Origin of the sequence: Consotaella aegiceratis (assembly GCF_036541425.1) — a bacterium.
Lineage (GTDB): Bacteria > Pseudomonadota > Alphaproteobacteria > Rhizobiales > Rhizobiaceae > Consotaella > Consotaella aegiceratis.
Genome location: NZ_JAZHFT010000017.1, coordinates 1 through 17,087, shown reverse-complemented (window position 1 = coordinate 17,087; position 17,087 = coordinate 1). Strand labels below are relative to the sequence as shown.

Here is a 17,087-nt window from a genome sequence, read left to right as displayed (position 1 = left end):
CTATTCGGCCGCTTGTTGCCTGCGGGTGAAGTCTTCGGGAAAATGCCGGACCGCGCTCATCACCGGAAACGAGGTGAAGCCGCCGAGCGCGCAGAGCGAGCCGTAGCGCAGCGTCTCGCAGAGGTCGGACAGAAGGACGACGGCGGCCTCGCCGTCGCGATCGATGCGGTCGATCACCTCCATGCCGCGCACGGAGCCGACGCGGCAGGGCGTGCACTTGCCGCAGCTCTCAATGGCGCAGAATTCCATGGCGAAGCGCGCCTGCGCCCGCATGTCGACGGTGTCGTCGAAGACGACGATGCCGGCATGGCCGATCAGCCCGCCCTTGGCGGTGAAGGCCTCGTAGTCGAACGGCGTGTCGAACAGGGCGGGCGGGAAATAGGCGCCGAGCGGACCGCCGACCTGGACGGCGCGCACCGGCCGGCCGTTCGCCGTGCCGCCGCCGATGTCGTTGACCAGTTCGCCCAGCGTGATGCCGAACCCGGCCTCGAACAGGCCCGGATAGCGGACGTTGCCGGCCAGCTGGATCGGCATCGTGCCACGCGAGCGCCCCATGCCGAAATCACGGTAGAAGCCAGCGCCCTTTTCGAAGATGACAGGCACCGAGGCGATCGAGATGACGTTGTTGACGGCGGTCGGCTTGCCGAACAGGCCCTCATGAGCGGGCAATGGGGGCTTCGCCCGCACCTGGCCGCGCTTGCCTTCGAGCGAATCGAGCAGCGCCGTCTCCTCGCCGCACACATAGGCTCCCGCGCCGACCCGCACCTCCATGTCGAAGGCGTGGTCCGACCCCAACACCGAGGGGCCGAGCAGCCCCGCCTTGCGGGCGAGGACGATCGCCTTTTCGAGGACGGCGATGGCATGGGGATATTCGGAGCGGGTGTAGAGGTAGCCCTTGGTCGCCCCGATCGCGATGCCGGTGATGATCATCCCCTCGATGACGACGAAGGGATCGCCCTCCATGATCATCCGGTCGGAAAAGGTGCCGCTGTCGCCCTCGTCGGCGTTGACGACGACGTATTTACGCGGCCCGGGCGCCTGACGAACCGTGTTCCACTTCACCCCGGTCGGAAACCCGGCCCCGCCCCTACCCCGCAAGCCGCTTTCGGTGACCTGGTCACAGATCGCCTTGGCATCCACCGCGAGAGCGGCCTCCAGGCCCTTCAGGCCGCCATGGGCGCGATAGTCGTCGAGCGACAGCGGGTCGGTGATGCCGCAGCGGGCGAAGGTCAGACGGCTCTGCGCCTTCAGGAATGGGATCTCCTCGGTAAGGCCGTGATGAAGGCGATGCGGCTCGCCACGTAAAAAACCGGCCTCGAACAGCTCCAGCACGTTGTCCGGCGTCACCGGACCGTAGGCGACGCGGCCGGCGGCCGTCTCGACCTCGACCATCGGCTCCAGCCAGTGCAGTCCGCGCGAGCCGGTGCGCACGATGGTGATGGCCTCGCCGCGCAGGCTGGCGACGGCGGCGACGGCGTCGGCCACGATTTCGGCACCCACCGATTCGGCCCCGGCATCGCAGGCGACGAAGAGGCGGACGCTCACCGCCGGCACTCCGCGATCAGCGCGTCGAGGCGTTCGGCCGTCAACCGCCCGTGCAACTTTCCGTCGATCATGGCCGAGGGCGAAAACGAGCAAAGGCCGAGGCAGTAGACCGGCTCCAGCGTCACGCCCTCGGGACTGGTCTCGCCCCAATCGACACCCAGCTGTTCGCGCGCTCTCTCGGCGAGCGCGACGCCGCCCATCGACTGGCACGACTCCGCCCGGCACAGCCTGACGACGTGACGACCAACCGGCTTATCCTTGAAATCATGATAGAAACTGACGACGCCGAACACCTCGGCGCGGGTCAGGTTGAGCGCCCGGGCGATCGTCGGGATAGCCTCGGTCGGGACGTAGCCCAACTGCTCCTGCACTGCGTGCAGGATCGGCAGAAGCGGACCTTCGAGATGCGAATGAGCGGCAACGATCTCCTCAACCGCCCCGCAATGCTCGTCTTGCGCAGGCTGATAACTCACTCCTGATCCTCCCAACCAGAAGTTTAACATGCCGGTCTATGACTGTCATCCACCCGCCGGAGGCGGCCGTTCAAAGCGGCGTGCGCACGATCAGAAACACTACGGGATCGGCGTCCCGGGTCGAGATCGAGCGGGTCGCCGGCAACATCAGAACCATCGGGCCGGCTCCGGCAGGGGTGGGACCGACACGAACCGGCCGGCTGCGCCACTCCCAACCTATGTCGTCCCCGCTTTCGGCCGTGGACACCCCTTCCGCGGCCGCCGGCAGTCCCGATCCGACGTCGACTGGCGGTTCACTCCGCCGCCAGCGGGGTTGCCCGGCACTTGGCGAAGCCGTCGCCGATGATGTCCTGCGGCAGATTGCGGCCGATGAAGACGATCCGCGTCACCCGCTCTTCTCCATCCTTCCAGGCACGCTGATGGTCTCCTTCCAGCAGCATGTGGACACCCTGGACGACATAGCGCTCATCGTCCCCGACGAAGGAGACGATTCCCTTCATCCGCAGCATGTCGATGCCGAACGCCTGGGTCGTGGCCTGTATCCAGGGAAAGAACTTGGCCGGGTCGAGCGGCTCGCGCTCGACCAGCGAGAAGCTCTTCACGTGAGCGTCGTGCTCATGGTCGTGCTGCTCTTGAAGAAATTCGGGCTCGACCTCGAGAACGCGGTCGAGATCGAAGGCCCTTCGATCCAGAAGGCCCGCGATGTCCAGATCGCAATGCTGCGAGCGCAGGATGCTCGCCGTCGGATTGATGCGCCGGATGCGCTCCTCGACGGCCGCCAATCCGCTCTCGTCCACGAGATCGGCCTTGTTGAGAATGATCGTGTCGGCGAAGGCGAGCAGTTCCTGGGCTTCATGCGCCCGGTCGATTTCGCCGAGAAGGTGTTTGGCATCGACCACCGTGATGATGGAATCGAGCCGGGTCTTGGCACGAATGTCCTCGTCGACGAAGAAGGTCTGGGCGACCGGCGCGGGATCGGCCAGGCCGGTCGTCTCGATGACGATGCCGTCGAAGCGGCCGCGCCGGCGCATTAGGCTTTGGATGATGCGGATCAGGTCGCCGCGCACCGTGCAGCAGATGCACCCGTTGTTCATCTCGAAGACCTCCTCGTCGGCGTCGATGATCAGATCGTTGTCGATGCCGACCTCGCCGAACTCGTTGACGATGACGGCGAACTTCTTGCCGTGAGGTTCAGAGAGGATGCGGTTGAGAAGCGTGGTTTTGCCGGCGCCGAGATAGCCCGTCAGCACGGTGACAGGGGTCGGCAGAAGCGTTGTCGTGGACATTCTATACCTCGCAATTGTGGGGGGTCGGCATACAGCCAACCGGCCACATGCCCTCCGAATGATACGTTATTACGTGACGATCTCGTTGACAAATGTCATAACATTACGCAGGTTGTCGCCATCAACACCGTGGACGCGATGCCCGCCCAGGCAGCCGCTCGTTCGGCGGATCACGGTGTCTTCAAGGAAAGCGAAGGGTGCAATGAGGCCGCTCTACGGACCCGTGCCGGTGACGGTGTTGACCGGATTCCTCGGCTCGGGAAAGACGACCCTCCTGAATGGCATTCTCGCCGACCCGCGCATGGCGGGCACGGCCGTCGTGATCAATGAATTCGGCGCCGTTTCCATCGACCATGACCTCGTCCGCAAGGGATCCGAGACGGTCTCGCGCACGACCACGGGATGCATCTGCTGCACGGCGAGCAGCGATATCCGCACTTCTCTGCACGAATTGCACGTCGCACGCCTGCATCAGGAGATCCCGGCGATCTCACGCGTGGTGATCGAGACCACCGGGCTCGCCGATCCGGCGCCGATCATCAACAGCCTCATCGCCGGAGGCGCACCCGCCATGGGCCTTCGCGACCACGCCGTCGCGCGCCATTTCTATCTCGCAGGCGTCATTACGGCGTTTGATGCAATCAACGGCCGTGTGGCCCTCGACGGCTTTCTCGAAGGTTGGAAACAGATCGCCTTTGCCGATCATGTGATCCTGACGAAGACCGATCTGGTCCATGGATGGAACGGATGGGCCGACGAACTTCGCGATCTGAATCCAGCGGCGCGCTTCCACGACCGGCATGATCGGGCGTTCGATCTGCCCGCATTGTTCGGCAACAGCAGCTATTCCATGTCCGGCAGGGCAGAGGACGTGGTGGGATGGCTGGCGATGGAAACGCTGGCGTCTCATCCTGAGCACGCCCACGATGTCAATCGGCATGGAGACGGGGTCGAGGCCTTCAGTCTGGTCCACGAGCAGCCCCTCGATCCTCGCGCCGTCGAATTCTTCCTCCAGGTCATAACCAGCAACGCCGAGTCGGGCCTTTTGAGATTGAAGGGCCTGTTCGCTCTGGACGACGATCCGGATCGTCCGCTGGTGGCGCATGCCGTCCAGCACCAGCTCTATCCGTCGTGGCGCCTTCCCGCGTGGCCGAACCAAGACCGGCGAACCCGGGCCGTCCTCATCGGACGCGACATGCCGGCCAAGCAGATCCGCGACTTGTTCGCGGCTCTCGCGCCACGGCCCGCCGGCAAGCGAAGGAGGCGGGCTTGAGCGATCCGTTCGTCAACCCTCTGGCGCGCGGTGGAGCCAATGCCGTGAACAGTGTGCGAGCGATCAAGCGTTGGACACGAGATCGGCTCGGCCTGGCCGAAGACGTGGTCGTTTCCGTCAACGAACTCGCCTGCCACCTGCCCGGGTGTCCGCCAAAGGAGACCGTGATCCTGGTGATGCGATCCCGCGATCAGACGCTGCAGGTATCGATCCACAAGCCGGTCCTCGACGTCGTGCAGGCCGACGTCGATCACGCCCTTTTTGCGGCGGCGCGCTTCGATGGCGAACTGCGGCTCCCATGGCGCGATTGAACCCGCCGGCATCGATGTTGATCGGAATGGGTCGACAAGCAATCGCTTAGCAAACAATTAGATTGTAATGTTATTTCATAACATATAGTATGGCGCTGATGAATTGGACCTCGCATGACACCCCCTGACGCCTTCCTGTCCTCGATGATCGCGCGGCCGGCGTTCCACCGCCTTCTCGGCGCACTCGCCGTCCTGGCCGCCCTGTGGCTCGCGATCCTCTGGGCGGTAGCGCTGCCATGAACCCTTCTGCAATCCGTTTCGACAACGTCACCGTCGCCTACGACCGGCATCCCGCCGTGCATCATCTGTCGGGCGTATTCGAGCCCGGAAGCCTCACGGCGGTGGCGGGGCCGAACGGAGCCGGCAAATCGACGCTGCTCAAGGCCCTGATGGGCGAACTGCCGGCGGCGGAGGGAAAGATCGACCGCGGCGGGTTGTCGGTGCGCGATCTCGGCTATCTGCCGCAGGCCGCCGAGATCGATCGACAGTTCCCGCTGAGCGTCGCCGACACCGTCATGCTGGGCGCCTGGCGGCAGACCGGCGCCTTCGGCGGTGTGACGCGGGCGATGGCCCGGCAAGCCCGCGAGGCGCTGTCGGCCGTCGGGCTCGAGGGCTTCGAAGGGCGCTCTATCCGCGCCCTGTCGGCCGGCCAGTTTCAGCGCGTGCTCTTCGCCCGGCTGCTGCTTCAGGACGCCCGCGTCATCATCCTCGACGAACCGTTCACGGCGATCGACGCCCGCACCACCCGCGACCTCCTCGATCTCGTGGTGCGCTGGCATGGCGAAGGGCGCACGATCATCGCCGTCCTGCACGATTTCGATCAGGTGCGGGCGCACTTTCCGAATACCCTGCTTCTCGCGCGCGAGCCGATCGCCTGGGGCGCGACCGAAGAGGCACTGTCGCTGCGCAACCTCCTGCGCGCTCGCGCCATGGCCGAAGCCTGGGACGAGCAGGCGGGCATCTGCACGGTCACGCCGGAGCAGGCCGCATGACCGCCTATTCGTTTCTGGTCGAGCCGTTCGTCGACTATGGCTTCATGCGGCGTGCGCTCGTCGCCTCGATCGCCCTCGGGCTCGGCTCCGGACCGGTCGGCGTGCTTCTGATGCTCAGGCGCATGAGCTTGGTCGGCGATGCCATGAGCCATGCGGTGCTTCCGGGCGCCGCCGTCGCCTTCCTGATCGTCGGCAATTTGTCGCTGCTCGCCATGGGGCTGGGCGGCCTCGTCGCCGGCCTCAGCGTCGCCCTGCTTTCAGGGCTAGTTAGCCGCACCACGACGCTGAAAGAGGATGCGAGCTTTGCCAGTTTCTATCTGACCTCGCTGGCGCTCGGCGTGCTGATCGTCTCTCTGCGCGGATCGAACATCGATCTCCTGCACATCCTGTTCGGAACGATCCTGGCGATCGATGCGCAAGCCATCTTTCTCGTCGGCGGCATCACGTCGCTCACCCTCGTCACCCTGGCGCTGGTCTATCGTCCGCTGGTGGCCGAGTGCTTCGATCCCGGCTTCCTGCGCGCGGTAGGAGGGCGCGGTCCGGTCTACCACTTCGTGTTCCTGTTTCTGGTGGTGATCAACCTGGTCGCCGGCTTCCAGGCTCTCGGCACGCTGATGGCCGTCGGCATGATGATGCTGCCAGCGGCGATCGCCCAACTCTGGGCGCGCAACTTGCCTGCCATGATCGCCGTCGCCGCCATCAGCGCCGCCGTCGCCGGCTTCGTCGGGCTACTCGCCTCCTATCACCTGAGCTTCGCTTCCGGGCCGACGATCATCCTGACCGCCAGCCTGATCTACGGCGCCTCGCTCTTCGTGGCCCCGTCCGGGGCCCTGTGGCGCCTCGTCAGACGCCCGCATCTGGCGGGCTAAGATCCAAGGAGAATTCCAATGAAAACAACATTTTTCGCTTTGGCCGGAACGGCCATGCTCAGCATGGCCCTGGCCGCGTCGGCTCAAGCCAAGACGATCGACGTCGTGGCGAGTTTCATGGTGCTCGCCGACGTCGTCAAGAACGTCGGCGGCGACCATGTGGACGTGAAGAGCCTCGTGCCGGCGAACGGTGACCCGCACGACTACGAGCCCTCGCCCGAGGACGCCAAGGCGGTGAAGGCCGCCGCGGCGACCTTCATCAGTGGCGAGGATCTCGAGAGCTGGTTCCAGCGCCTGGCCAAGGCGGCTGGCACGACCGATGAGCCGATCGTCGTCTCCGACGGCATCAAGACGCACGAAATGGAAGAAGACGGCGAAACGATCACCGATCCGCACGTCTGGAACAGCGCGGCCAACGTCCTGATCTGGGTGGACAACATCGAAAACGCCCTGGTCGAAGCCGACCCGGAGGACGCCGACGCCATCCACAAGAGCGCCGACGCCTACAAGGCGAGGCTGAAAGAGCTCGACGCCTCGATCAAGAACGAGATCGCCGCGGTTCCGGAGGAGAAGCGCAAGGTGCTGACCAGCCATGACGCCGTCGGCTACTACGGCGAGGAATATGGCGTCACCTTCCTGTCGCCGCTCGGCCTATCCACCGAGACGGAGGCCTCTGCCGCCGACGTTGCAGAGTTGATCGAGCAGATCAAGGCGGAGGGTGTGCAGGTCTACTTCATCGAGAATTCCAACGACGCGCGCCTCGTCAAGCAGATCGCCGATGCGACCGGCGCCGAACCGGGCGGCGAACTCTACCCCGAGGCCCTGTCGGAGGCCGACGGACCGGCGCCGACCTATATCGAGATGATGCAGTACAACACCGACCAGATCGTCGGCGCGATCTCGAAATAGACCGTGGCCCGGGCTGGCCGCGATCGCGACGCCCCGTCCTTGTCGCAGTCGGCCCGCGCCGCATTCAGACGGGTTCGCCGGCGTGGATCGGTCAAGACCGCAACGACCGCGCCATCGACGCCGCGCGGCACGGACGCTTCGTCACCCCCCGCGACGGTTTGTGGGCGGCTGAAACCCGAACCGAACTCGGCGGAGCCGGAGCGCAGAAGCGCCGTTGCGCCACGCCTCCGCGCTGACGAGCGAGAGCTGATCGCACCGATCGTCGCGCCCCCGAATGCCGGCCGCGCCGAACATGACCAGAAGCGATGGAACGAGCGCGACCGGACGACTTGACAGCCGGCTATCGTCAACATTATTGATATGTTATACCTTTACATATCAGAAAAGCCATGACTCGAAATCCCATCGACCAACGCCTGCCCGTCACCGTGCTCTCGGAGACGGTCAACGCGGTCGATGCCTGGCTCGGCTCGTTGCCCGGTCACGCCTACGCCAACGTCCGCCAGCCACCCGGTCAGCACCTTGAATCTCGCCCACATGATCCCGCTCTCGGCGGTGTGGGCGGGGCCGGAACGGGACGAGCATCTCGCAGCACCGCCCTTGCTGTTCAGCAAGACCGAAGGCTCGACCCCGTTCCGGTTTTCCCTTCATGTGGGCGATGTCGGCCACACGCTGGTCGTCGGCCCGACAGGTGCCGGCAAGTCCGTGCTGCTGGCGCTCATGGCCTTGCAGTTCCGGCGCCAAGGCGCGCGCAGGCCTCCCGGTATGGATCGGGATCCGGCTTCGTGCGGGCGACGTCCTCGCGCGAGATGATGACCCTGAAGGCCGCCAAGACACCGAGGGCGTCGAGATTTGCGCGGTGGATATGGCGCTCGGCCGTGGACACGCGGGCCTGCGGACATTGCTCCGCGTCGAGCCGCAGGATCATCGCCAAGGCCTCGGGCCGGGCAAGGCCGGGGTGAAGACGCGACAGATAATGATCTTCGATCGCGGCGATCCATTCGCCGAGCGGCATTGCCAGGCCGGAGCGCGCCAGAAACTGCCAGACCGTTGGTAGGCTGGCTCCGAGAAGAGCGGTGTTCTCCTGCGGTGAAAGCGTCACCCCGCGTCCCGCCGTCACCGTGCGGATCGCCTCGTAGTGGAGCGGCTCGCTGTCGATGAGAACGCCGTCGCAATCCCACAGGACCGCATCAGGTCGATGCCAGGGGTCGTTCCGCTCCTTGCCTGTGTCGAGGAGGTTCATGCTGCGCTCCAACGGAATGGGGCCAATGAGGGGGCCGTTGCCTTGGGGCCGGGCTGGGTGCATTTGACGGCCGCGACGCGGTTGGCGAGACGCAGCGTCTCCTTCAGGTCCAAGCCCTGGTGAAGACCCGCCATGAAGCCTGCGTGAAAGGCATCTCCCGCGCCGGTGGTGTCGGTTACGTCGCAAGTTTCTGCCGGGACCGTGACCACTGTGTCGCCATCGGTTCCGACCGCTCCATCGCCGCCCTGGGTGGCGACGACGATCGATGGCCCGGCTTTGGTGAGGCGCAGGATGGCCGACACGGTTTCCGGCTCTCCCGCCAGATCGCGCAGGATCTCGGCAGGGGCGACGAGGTGTGTGACGAGGGCCAGCAGACGAGCGTCGTCGGGCGAGCGCTGTTCCAGATCACTGACCACGGGCCGGCCGAGATCGCGCATCTGTCGGGCTAACACGAGAAAGGCCTGCCGTTCGAAGCCGTCGCCATAGAGAATCCCGATCTCTTCGAGATCGATGGCACCGATCGGCAGCGGCTCGCGCATGAGAGCGGGATCGCGGCGCATCAGGATGGTCCGCTGATGCCGCAGTCGATCGACTGCCACGATGGCGGACATCGTGCGGCCCGCGGCGATGGCGATATCGGGAACGACGACGCCGGCGTCCCGCAGGGCGTCGCGCGTGAACTTGCCGGCTTCGTCCCCGCCGAAGCGGCCGACGAACACCGTCGGCAGGCCGAGATGCGACAGCGTGGCTGCAACGTTTGCCGCCTGCCCGCCGGCGAAGCGGCGCCAATCCTCGCAGAAGACCTTACCGTCGACGGTTAGGCCGTCGACGAAGAGAACCTCGTCGGCGATATTGTTGCCCACCACAAGGGCTGCTCCGCACTGCCAAGTTGCCGTCTGGCCGATCATGCCGGTCTCCCGAAAAAGGCGCCGTAGGGGGAAGTTGAAGAGCCTCGCCGAGCGTGTCGAAGGCGAAACCGTGCCCGTCGATGGGCGACAGGCCGGGCGCGACCGTCACGGGGCGATCCACGAGGTTGAAGAGCGCCACGACCGCGTCGTCGCCATGGCGTCGTTCGAAGGCGACCGTATCGTCGCCGAAATCCCGGAACTCGATCGAACCGGCCACCAGGGCCGGCTGCGATTTGCGCCATCGCAGGAAACGGCGGTTGGCGGATAGGACGGAGTTGGGATTCTGGTCCTGCGCATCGAAGGCGCGCGCCCGATGCTGCGGCGGGATCGGCAGCCAAGGCTCGGCCGAACCAAACCCTGCATGCGGGTCGGCGGCACGCCAGGGCATTGGGGTACGGCAACCGTCCCGGCCCTTGTAGGCGGGCCAGAAATGCCTGCCGTAGGGATCCTGCAGATCGGCGAAAGCGATGTCGGCTTCCAGCAGGCCCAGTTCCTCGCCCTGATAGAGGCAGACCGATCCGCGCAGGGACGTCAGCAGGGCAAAGATCATGCGGGCGAAGGCCTCGCCGTTCTCGGCTCCGGGCGGCCCCCAGCGGCTTTGGACACGGACGACATCGTGGTTGCTGAAGGCCCAGCACGGCCAGCCCTGCCGAATGGTCGCATAGGCGCTCTCGAGCACGCCCTGGAGCCCCGCCTTGTCGAAAGGCGCCGACAGGACGTCGAATGTATAGCCCATGTGCAGGCCGGCGCCGGCCCGGGTGTATTGCTCCAGGATCTCGAACGCGTCGTCCGCGGCGATCTCGGCGATGGTTGTCTCGCCGCCGGCCTGCTCGATCATGTGCCGGTAGCGCCGCAGAAAGTCGACGGTTTCGGGGCGCGACTTGTCGGAGACGTGGCGCTGCAGATTGTAGGGGTTGATCCGCGGGATGCCGTCCTCGCCCTTCGGGCGCGCCATGATGGCAGCCCGCTCCCGTGCGGAGCGTGCTGGGTTGTCCCTCAGGCTCTGGTCGTGATGGTAGAAATTGACGCTGTCGAGCCTGAAGCCGTCGACCCCGCGCGCCAGCCAGAAGCGCGAGATGTCCATCACGGCCGCCTCGACCGCCGCCTCGGCGAGATTGAGCGCCGGCTGTTGCGGCAGGAACTTGTGAAGATAGTACTGGCCCCGTTCCGGCGCGAACGTCCAGGCCGGCCCGCCGAACAGCGAGAGCCAGTTGTTGGGAGGCGAACCGTCGGCCTTGGGATCCGCCCAGACATACCAGTCCGCCTTCGGCCCGATCCGCCCGGTGCGGCTCTCCACGAACCACGGATGGATATCGGACGTATGGCAGAGAACCTGGTCGATGAGCACCTTCAGACCGAGGTCGTGAGCGACCGTCACCACCGCATCGAAGTCGTCGAGGGTGCCGAAAATCGGATCGACGGCGGTGTGGTCCGATATGTCGTAGCCGAAGTCACGCATCGGCGACGCAAAAAAAGGCGATATCCAGATCGCATCCACGCCCAGGGACGCAACGAGCGGCAACCGTTCGGCGATCCCGGCGAGGTCACCCAGTCCGTCGCCGTTCTTGTCCATGAAGCTGCGCGGATAGATCTGATAGATCGTCGCGCCTCGCCACCAGTCGGTTTCACGCGCGATCATGTGCGATCCTTTCCGCGGGATTGCGCCAGCACCGTGTCGTAGAGCGCTGCGGTCTGGCCGGCGATGGCCTCCCACGAGCAGGTCCGCACCACATGGTCGCGGCCGGCCGCTCCCAGCGAACGAGCCCTCTCGCGATCGGAGAGCAGCGTACCGAGGGCCGCCACGAGGTCGCGGACATAAGCGCCGGGATCGCTGGGGCGCTCGTGCTGATCATCCAGCGTCAAGGGCACGAGCAGGCCGGTCAGGCCGTCGCCGATCTGCTCGACGTTTCCCGCGACACCCGCGGCGACGACGGGGGTTCCGGCCGCCATCGCTTCGAGGTTCACGATCGCGAACGTTTCGTAGACCGACGGGCAGCAAAACACCGTGGCCGCCGCATACAGCGGAGCCAGCGCTTCGCCCGACACCCCGTCGAGCCAGAAGGTCCCCCGCCGCTCGCGGGTGAGCGCGGCGTAGCGCCGCTTCAGTTCCTCGCGATAGTCCGGTGTATCGGCCTGTCCGGCGCAGACGACGAACTGCACGCCGTCAGGCAGCAGGCGCATGGCTTCGATCAGATATTCGAGGCCCTTCTGCCGTGTCAGACGGCCGACGAAGAGCACGATCGGACGGTCCCGATCGATCCCATAACGCGACATCAGATCAGCATCCGCATCGGGGCGGAAGGTCGAGACATCGACACCGTTGTGGATCACATGGATCCGCTCCGCGGCGACGTCCATATGCCGTAGCACGTCGTCGCGCGCCGAATGGGACACGGTGATGATGGCGTCCGCGGCTTCCACCGCCACTCGTTCCATCCAGCTGCCGAGGCGATAGCCGCCGGTCCCGACTTGCTCGCGCTTCCAGCCGCGCATGGGCTCCAGCGAATGGGTGGTGATGACGAGCGGCTTTTCGTAGAGCAGCTTCGACCATAGGCCTGCCGGCATGACGTACCAGTCGTGACAATGCACCACGTCGCCGGCGGGCTGCTGTGCGAGGATGCGGGTGCATCGCTCCAGCGCATCGATGCTGCGGCGATGCCGTTCATCCGGCAAGGGACCGAGATCCCGGCCGGGAAAGCCTTTTACGCGGAGCCCGGCGCAGTCGATCTCCTGGGTGCCGAAACATTCTGAGCTCGACCCCGATAAGCGTCGAAAGCGCCGCCGAAAGATGATCGACATGGACGCCCGCGCCGCAGTAGACGTCCGGCGGATAGGTCTTGGAGAGCATCGTCACGCGGGTCATGATCCGAGCCCTCTCGCCCGTGCGGTCTGCGACTGCGGATCGACGACGACCTTCATCGCCGCGCCCAGTTCGCCAAGGCGCCTCGTCTCGAACTCCATGCCGAGCAGCGACAAGGCCTTGCCCATCTACGACGGAGCAAAGCGATGGGTCACGATGCTCCCGGTCGGAATCCGGCCGGAAGCGATCAGGTCGACGGCCGCCGCGAAGCTGTTTTGAAGGCTGTCGATCGAGCCGATCAGGCGCAAGGAGCGATCCGCGACGAGCCCCGCCTCCACCTCGATCGGGTGAGACTTGAGCCTGATCGTCAGAACCTGCCCGCCGCGCGCCATCAGTGACAGCAGACGCCCCGTGAGGCTGCCGCTGGTGTCGACGGCGATATCGAGCGGGGTGGGATCGTTCGGATACGGAGCGAGCACATCCTCGAGAGTCGAGGCCCAGCGCCACTGCGGGGGCAGCACTCCCGTCAAGACGCTTCGGCGCAACGCCGACCGTTCCACGACCGTGCCGCTCAACCCCCTGGTCGATAGCGCCCATGCGTAGAGGACGCCGAGGGGGCCGCCGCCCACCACCATTGTGCGGTGGGCGAGGTGGACGTCGAGGCACGCGACGCCGGTTAGCGCGCAGCTCAACGGTTCGGCCAGGGCCGCCGCGGCGAAGTCCATGTCGTCGGGAATGCGATAGACGAAGCGTTCGGCGCAGCGATAGGACGGAGCGAAGGTCCCGTCGTGGCTGACGCCGGCCTCGGTGCCGTCTTTGCGCTCGCAATGGTTGGGGCGATTGGTCCGGCACATCCGGCAAAAGCCGCAATGAAACGTGGGATCGATGACAACGCGATCCCCGACCCCGACCGAGGCGACGGCACTGCCGATCCGCGCAACGACGCCGGCAGATTCGTGCCCCAGCACCACGCCCGTTCTGGCGTGGTATGCGCCGGACAAAATGGCGATATCGGTGCCGCAAATCCCGGTGGCGTGGATCTCGACGACGACTTCATCGGGGGCCGGCAGGCCGGGCTCGGGGGCCTCGCCCAAAGACAGCATCCAGGGTTCGGTGAAACGCAGGGCTTTCATGACGCGCCTCCTCTAGTCTTACTGCGTCATAAACGGAGTGATTGCTGAAGATGGGCCCTGGCGCAGCAGGGACATCGGAGCTGGTTGCGGGCGAGCGCCAACGGGCCGATAAGGAAAAAGCAAAGGCCGCCGGCAGCCCGTGAGGGATCGTCACACACGATGATCAGATTGCGCATTGACAACTGTAACGATACACGTTACACGATGCTGTGATTTTAAGCTTCCGCCATAAGGGCCTGCGCGCCTTCTACGAAACAGGGACAACGCGCGGGATTCGAGCTGACCATGCCCGCAAGCTGGGGATGATCCTGGCCGCACTCGATGCAGCCAAAGAGCCGCAAGACGTCGATCTGCCGGCTTTGCGGCTCCATCCGCTGAAGGATGACCTGAAGGGCCATTGGTCAGTTTGGGTGAATGGCAACTGGCGCGTCACATTTCGCTTCATCGGTCCCGATGTTGAGCTTGTCGATTACCGGGACTACCACTGAGGGCCATCGCATGATTCACACCCATCCCCATCCAGGTGAAACGCTCAAAGAGATGGTGTTCGAACCATTGGAGTTGTCCGTCACCGAAGCGGCGGAGCGGCTGGCGATCTCGCGCGTTGCCCTTTCGCGCGTGCTCAACGGCAAGGCGGGGATCAGTCCTGATCTTGCCTTGCGTCTCGAAAAGGCTGGCGTCAGCACGGCCCGCTTTTGGGTCACGCTTCAGGCCAACTATGACCTATGGGTCGCCATGCAGCGCGCTCAGCCCGCCGTGAAACCCCTCCAGGAAAAGGCCGCCTGACATGGGCATGACCGCTCACGAACGGGCGGCCTTTGAACGCCTGCTCAAGATCGCCCGCAGCGACACTGGGCAGTCGCGCAAGGTTGCGAATTTCATCTTGGCCTGGTGGAACGCCGATTCCCTCGGCGGCTTCGATCTAGCCGAGCTGTTTGGCGTAGACGAAGAGATCGCCGCGGATATGGCCACGGTTTTCGTCTGCTTGTCCCGCAATGCAATGGCCTTCTATCCGACTGCATATCGGGCCGAAATCGAGGCAATCATCGAAGCATGGCGCCCCGAGGTGTGGGCGCACAGCCAGCAACCGTGACGACCAATGACGCAGGTCAAAGGCCAGTTCCAGAGCTGTGATGGAGGCAGAGCGCAAGCCGCCTTCAGAGGCCGCGCCGGCGACTGCGCTGTGCGGGCGGCCGCCATTGCCACACAGCGCGACTATCGCAGCACCTATGACGAGCTGTTCGCTCGCCAAAGAGCCTTCAAATGTCGTCTGTGAAGAATGGCTGAGGGGTTGATTAGGCAAGGGATTTCAGGTTTGGCAAGTATCGAATATTGCAAGAAAGCCGGGTGACAAGCTCGGCTTTCTTGCGTTTTCGGATTCCTCTGAGCGTTGGATCGTGATTCGATTGCTCCGCCGTCAGCGGAGGATCAGGCGATGTCGAAGCCCCGGGATGAACGCCAGCGGGACCTGTTCCGACCCGCTCTCGCCGAGATCATCGACATGGGTCATCTGCTGGTGCGGCTAGCGGGCGAGATCGACTGGGCCTTCATCGAGAAGCGGTTCGGCGAAGTGCATCACGCCGGCGTTGGCCAGCCGCCGCTGCCAGCGCGCCTGATGGCCGGATTGCTGATCCTCAAGCACATGCATTCTCTCTCCGACGAGGTGCTGTGCGCCCGCTGGCTGGAGAACCCTTATTACCAGTTCTTCTGCGGCGAAGAGGTGTTTTGCCACGACAGGCCGTTCGACCGTTCGTCGCTGACGCACTGGCGCCAGCGACTGGGCGAGGAGCGCCTGACGGCGCTGCTTCAGGAGAGCCTGTCGGTGGCGCACCGCACCGGCGCCCTTCAAACCCGCGATCTGGAGCGCGTCGCCCTCGACACCACCGTGCAGCCCAAGGCAGTCGCCCATCCGACCGATGCCCGGCTGATCCACAAAGCGATCGACAAACTCGCGGCCCTGGCCAGGAAGACCGGCGTCAGGCTGCGCCAGAGCTACGTGCGTGTGACCAAGCGGGCCGCCATCATGGTTGGGCGCTACCGCCACGCCAAGCAGTTCAACCGAGCGGCCCGAGAACTCAAGTTCCTGCGCACCCGGCTCGGCCGCGTGATCCGCGACGTCCGCCGCAAGATCGCTGGCGATGCTACGCTCGAGCAGCGGTTCGCCGGGCTCTTGTCCCTGGCCATGCGAATCCGGCACCAGGACCAGCGCCGGCGCGGGCCGAAGGTCTATTCGCTGCACGCTCCGGAGGTGGAATGCATCGGCAAGGGCAAGGCCCACCGCCCTTATGAGTTCGGCTGCAAGGTCTCGGTCGCCACCCCAGTCACCCGGCCCAAGGGCGGCCAGTTCGTCCTCCATGCAAAGGCCTTGCACGGCAATCCGTTCGACGGCCACACCCTTGGTCCGGCCGTCGCCGACATGGAAAGGATCACCGGCCTCGAGGCCAAGCGCATCCATGTCGACCGCGGCTATCGCGGCCACAACCATTCCAACCGCTTCCGGGTCTGGATCACCGGCCAGGTCCGACGAACTACTGCCGCCATCAAGCGTGAGATGAAGCGCCGCGCCGCCGTCGAGCCCGTCATCGGCCATCTCAAGGCCGAGCACCGCATGGAGCGCAACCATCTCGCCGGCCGAACCGGCGACCAGATCAACGCCGTCCTCGCCGCCGGCTACAACTTCCATCTCCTTCTGCGCTGGTTCGCCAGGCTTTGGCGTGTCTGCTTTCGGGCGCTCTTCGCCAAAGCCCTGTACGCCGCCGCAGTAGCCTAGACTAACCGTCCACTCCGCAATCAAACTTCACGGACGACTCAAATGCCGAAGTCGAAAGGCGGCCGTGAAGCGCAGGACCGCGAGCCCGCGCCAAGGTGTTTGGAAGGAGGCCATGCAAGAGCACATGCTCGAGGCCGGCGCCCAATGGATCGCGCTCGCCGGGATTGGGAGCGACGTTGTGCGCATACGCGACGTGGCCTCTCGCGGGCCGCGTGGTCGCCTCGTCATGAACCTGGCTCGGCACTACGCGGCGATGATTGATGGCGTGGTTCTCGGCACCTGGCCCCAGCATCCCGAAAAGCGAGTCTATGGCATTTGGCTTATGGCCACCACCAGCGCAGCCGGGGCCTAAGCATGTCCAGGCGCGCGCCCTCGGGCCCCTATGCATTATTGGGACACAGATTCACGGTCTCATGACTGTCATCGGAGACGCTGGATGCACCAGTACTACAGTTGCATATTTATTTGAATGATGATTCTCTGCCGGTTTGGTTAGTTTGGCAGGGAGTGGTCATAATGTCTGTCGCGGAATGGACAGGGACGCTGATTGATTGGCGGCGGGCGTTGGAGGAACT

Annotated in this window: 19 protein-coding genes and 2 pseudogenes; 12 read left to right on the top strand and 9 right to left on the bottom strand. The window is 65.0% G+C overall.

Translation table 11 applies throughout. From position 1 onward, the window contains the following. The 3 genes from SMD10_RS12965 to SMD10_RS12955 form a co-directional block, all read right to left on the bottom strand. The gene (locus tag SMD10_RS12965; protein ID WP_331686120.1) at positions 1-1,545 is read right to left on the bottom strand and encodes a formate dehydrogenase beta subunit; all 1,545 of its coding nucleotides are present in this window, start codon (positions 1,543-1,545) and stop codon (positions 1-3) included. Next, on the bottom strand, positions 1,542-2,018 hold the full coding sequence (locus SMD10_RS12960) for a formate dehydrogenase subunit gamma (RefSeq protein ID WP_432757235.1): 477 nt from the start codon (positions 2,016-2,018) through the stop codon (positions 1,542-1,544). The genes SMD10_RS12965 and SMD10_RS12960 overlap by 4 nt, the downstream gene beginning before the upstream one ends. Positions 2,019-2,311: 293 nt before the next feature. Next, on the bottom strand, positions 2,312-3,304 hold the full coding sequence (locus SMD10_RS12955) for a CobW family GTP-binding protein (protein WP_331686119.1): 993 nt from the start codon (positions 3,302-3,304) through the stop codon (positions 2,312-2,314). A 202-nt stretch (positions 3,305-3,506) separates the two neighbouring features. On the opposite strand from SMD10_RS12955, the gene SMD10_RS12950 reads away from it, so the two are divergent. The 7 genes and pseudogenes from SMD10_RS12950 to SMD10_RS12920 form a co-directional block, all read left to right on the top strand. Further along, complete coding sequence (locus tag SMD10_RS12950; RefSeq protein ID WP_331686187.1) at positions 3,507-4,577, top strand: CobW family GTP-binding protein; 1,071 nt, start codon at positions 3,507-3,509, stop codon at positions 4,575-4,577. Then, positions 4,574-4,888 carry a hypothetical protein gene (locus tag SMD10_RS12945; RefSeq protein ID WP_331686118.1) on the top strand — a complete coding sequence of 105 codons (315 nt, stop codon included), beginning with the start codon at positions 4,574-4,576 and terminating at the stop codon, positions 4,886-4,888. Before SMD10_RS12950 ends, SMD10_RS12945 begins: the two co-directional genes overlap by 4 nt. Before the next feature lie 114 nt (positions 4,889-5,002). Next, positions 5,003-5,128, top strand: a complete 126-nt coding sequence (locus tag SMD10_RS12940) for a hypothetical protein (protein WP_331686117.1) — start codon at positions 5,003-5,005, stop codon at positions 5,126-5,128. After that, positions 5,125-5,880 (top strand): metal ABC transporter ATP-binding protein, encoded by a 756-nt coding sequence (locus tag SMD10_RS12935; protein WP_331686116.1) that lies wholly within the window; start codon positions 5,125-5,127, stop codon positions 5,878-5,880. The genes SMD10_RS12940 and SMD10_RS12935 overlap by 4 nt, the downstream gene beginning before the upstream one ends. Then, positions 5,877-6,749, top strand: a complete 873-nt coding sequence (locus tag SMD10_RS12930) for a metal ABC transporter permease (protein WP_331686115.1) — start codon at positions 5,877-5,879, stop codon at positions 6,747-6,749. Before SMD10_RS12935 ends, SMD10_RS12930 begins: the two co-directional genes overlap by 4 nt. Positions 6,750-6,767: 18 nt before the next feature. After that, entirely contained in the window at positions 6,768-7,658 is an 891-nt protein-coding gene (locus SMD10_RS12925) for a metal ABC transporter solute-binding protein, Zn/Mn family (protein ID WP_331686114.1), read from the top strand. Between the two features lie 425 nt (positions 7,659-8,083). Then, positions 8,084-8,399 (top strand): annotated as a pseudogene (locus SMD10_RS12920) (conjugal transfer protein TrbE); the annotation flags it as partial. Here SMD10_RS12920 and SMD10_RS12915 read toward each other — a convergent pair. From SMD10_RS12915 to SMD10_RS12890, 6 genes and pseudogenes are all read right to left on the bottom strand, one after another. Further along, positions 8,377-8,901 (bottom strand): HAD family hydrolase, encoded by a 525-nt coding sequence (locus tag SMD10_RS12915; protein ID WP_331686113.1) that lies wholly within the window; start codon positions 8,899-8,901, stop codon positions 8,377-8,379. The pseudogene SMD10_RS12920 and the gene SMD10_RS12915 overlap by 23 nt on opposite strands. Beyond that, complete coding sequence (locus SMD10_RS12910) at positions 8,898-9,767, bottom strand: carbohydrate kinase family protein (RefSeq protein ID WP_331686112.1); 870 nt, start codon at positions 9,765-9,767, stop codon at positions 8,898-8,900. The genes SMD10_RS12915 and SMD10_RS12910 overlap by 4 nt, the downstream gene beginning before the upstream one ends. A gap of 38 nt (positions 9,768-9,805) precedes the next feature. Next, a pseudogene (locus SMD10_RS12905) lies at positions 9,806-11,448 on the bottom strand (alpha-glucosidase). Next, the gene (gene glgA, locus SMD10_RS12900; RefSeq protein ID WP_331686110.1) at positions 11,445-12,608 is read right to left on the bottom strand and encodes a glycogen synthase; all 1,164 of its coding nucleotides are present in this window, start codon (positions 12,606-12,608) and stop codon (positions 11,445-11,447) included. Before glgA ends, SMD10_RS12905 begins: the two are co-directional and overlap by 4 nt. Before the next feature lie 60 nt (positions 12,609-12,668). Then, on the bottom strand, positions 12,669-12,797 hold the full coding sequence (locus SMD10_RS12895) for a hypothetical protein (RefSeq protein ID WP_331686109.1): 129 nt from the start codon (positions 12,795-12,797) through the stop codon (positions 12,669-12,671). Then, entirely contained in the window at positions 12,798-13,703 is a 906-nt protein-coding gene (locus SMD10_RS12890; RefSeq protein ID WP_331686108.1) for an alcohol dehydrogenase catalytic domain-containing protein, read from the bottom strand. A gap of 248 nt (positions 13,704-13,951) precedes the next feature. Between SMD10_RS12890 and SMD10_RS12885 the strand changes: the two genes are divergently transcribed. From SMD10_RS12885 to SMD10_RS12865, 5 genes are all read left to right on the top strand, one after another. After that, positions 13,952-14,230 (top strand): type II toxin-antitoxin system RelE/ParE family toxin, encoded by a 279-nt coding sequence (locus tag SMD10_RS12885; protein ID WP_331686107.1) that lies wholly within the window; start codon positions 13,952-13,954, stop codon positions 14,228-14,230. Further along, the gene (locus SMD10_RS12880; RefSeq protein WP_331686106.1) at positions 14,205-14,528 is read left to right on the top strand and encodes a HigA family addiction module antitoxin; all 324 of its coding nucleotides are present in this window, start codon (positions 14,205-14,207) and stop codon (positions 14,526-14,528) included. The genes SMD10_RS12885 and SMD10_RS12880 overlap by 26 nt, the downstream gene beginning before the upstream one ends. 7 nt (positions 14,529-14,535) lie before the next feature. Further along, positions 14,536-14,835, top strand: a complete 300-nt coding sequence (locus SMD10_RS12875) for a DUF7673 family protein (RefSeq protein WP_331686186.1) — start codon at positions 14,536-14,538, stop codon at positions 14,833-14,835. A gap of 342 nt (positions 14,836-15,177) precedes the next feature. Further along, positions 15,178-16,512: an IS5 family transposase gene (locus SMD10_RS12870; RefSeq protein ID WP_331686105.1), complete on the top strand. Its 1,335-nt coding sequence runs from the start codon at positions 15,178-15,180 to the stop codon at positions 16,510-16,512. Between the two features lie 112 nt (positions 16,513-16,624). After that, positions 16,625-16,864 (top strand): hypothetical protein, encoded by a 240-nt coding sequence (locus tag SMD10_RS12865; protein ID WP_331686104.1) that lies wholly within the window; start codon positions 16,625-16,627, stop codon positions 16,862-16,864. Positions 16,865-17,087 lie beyond the last annotated feature (223 nt).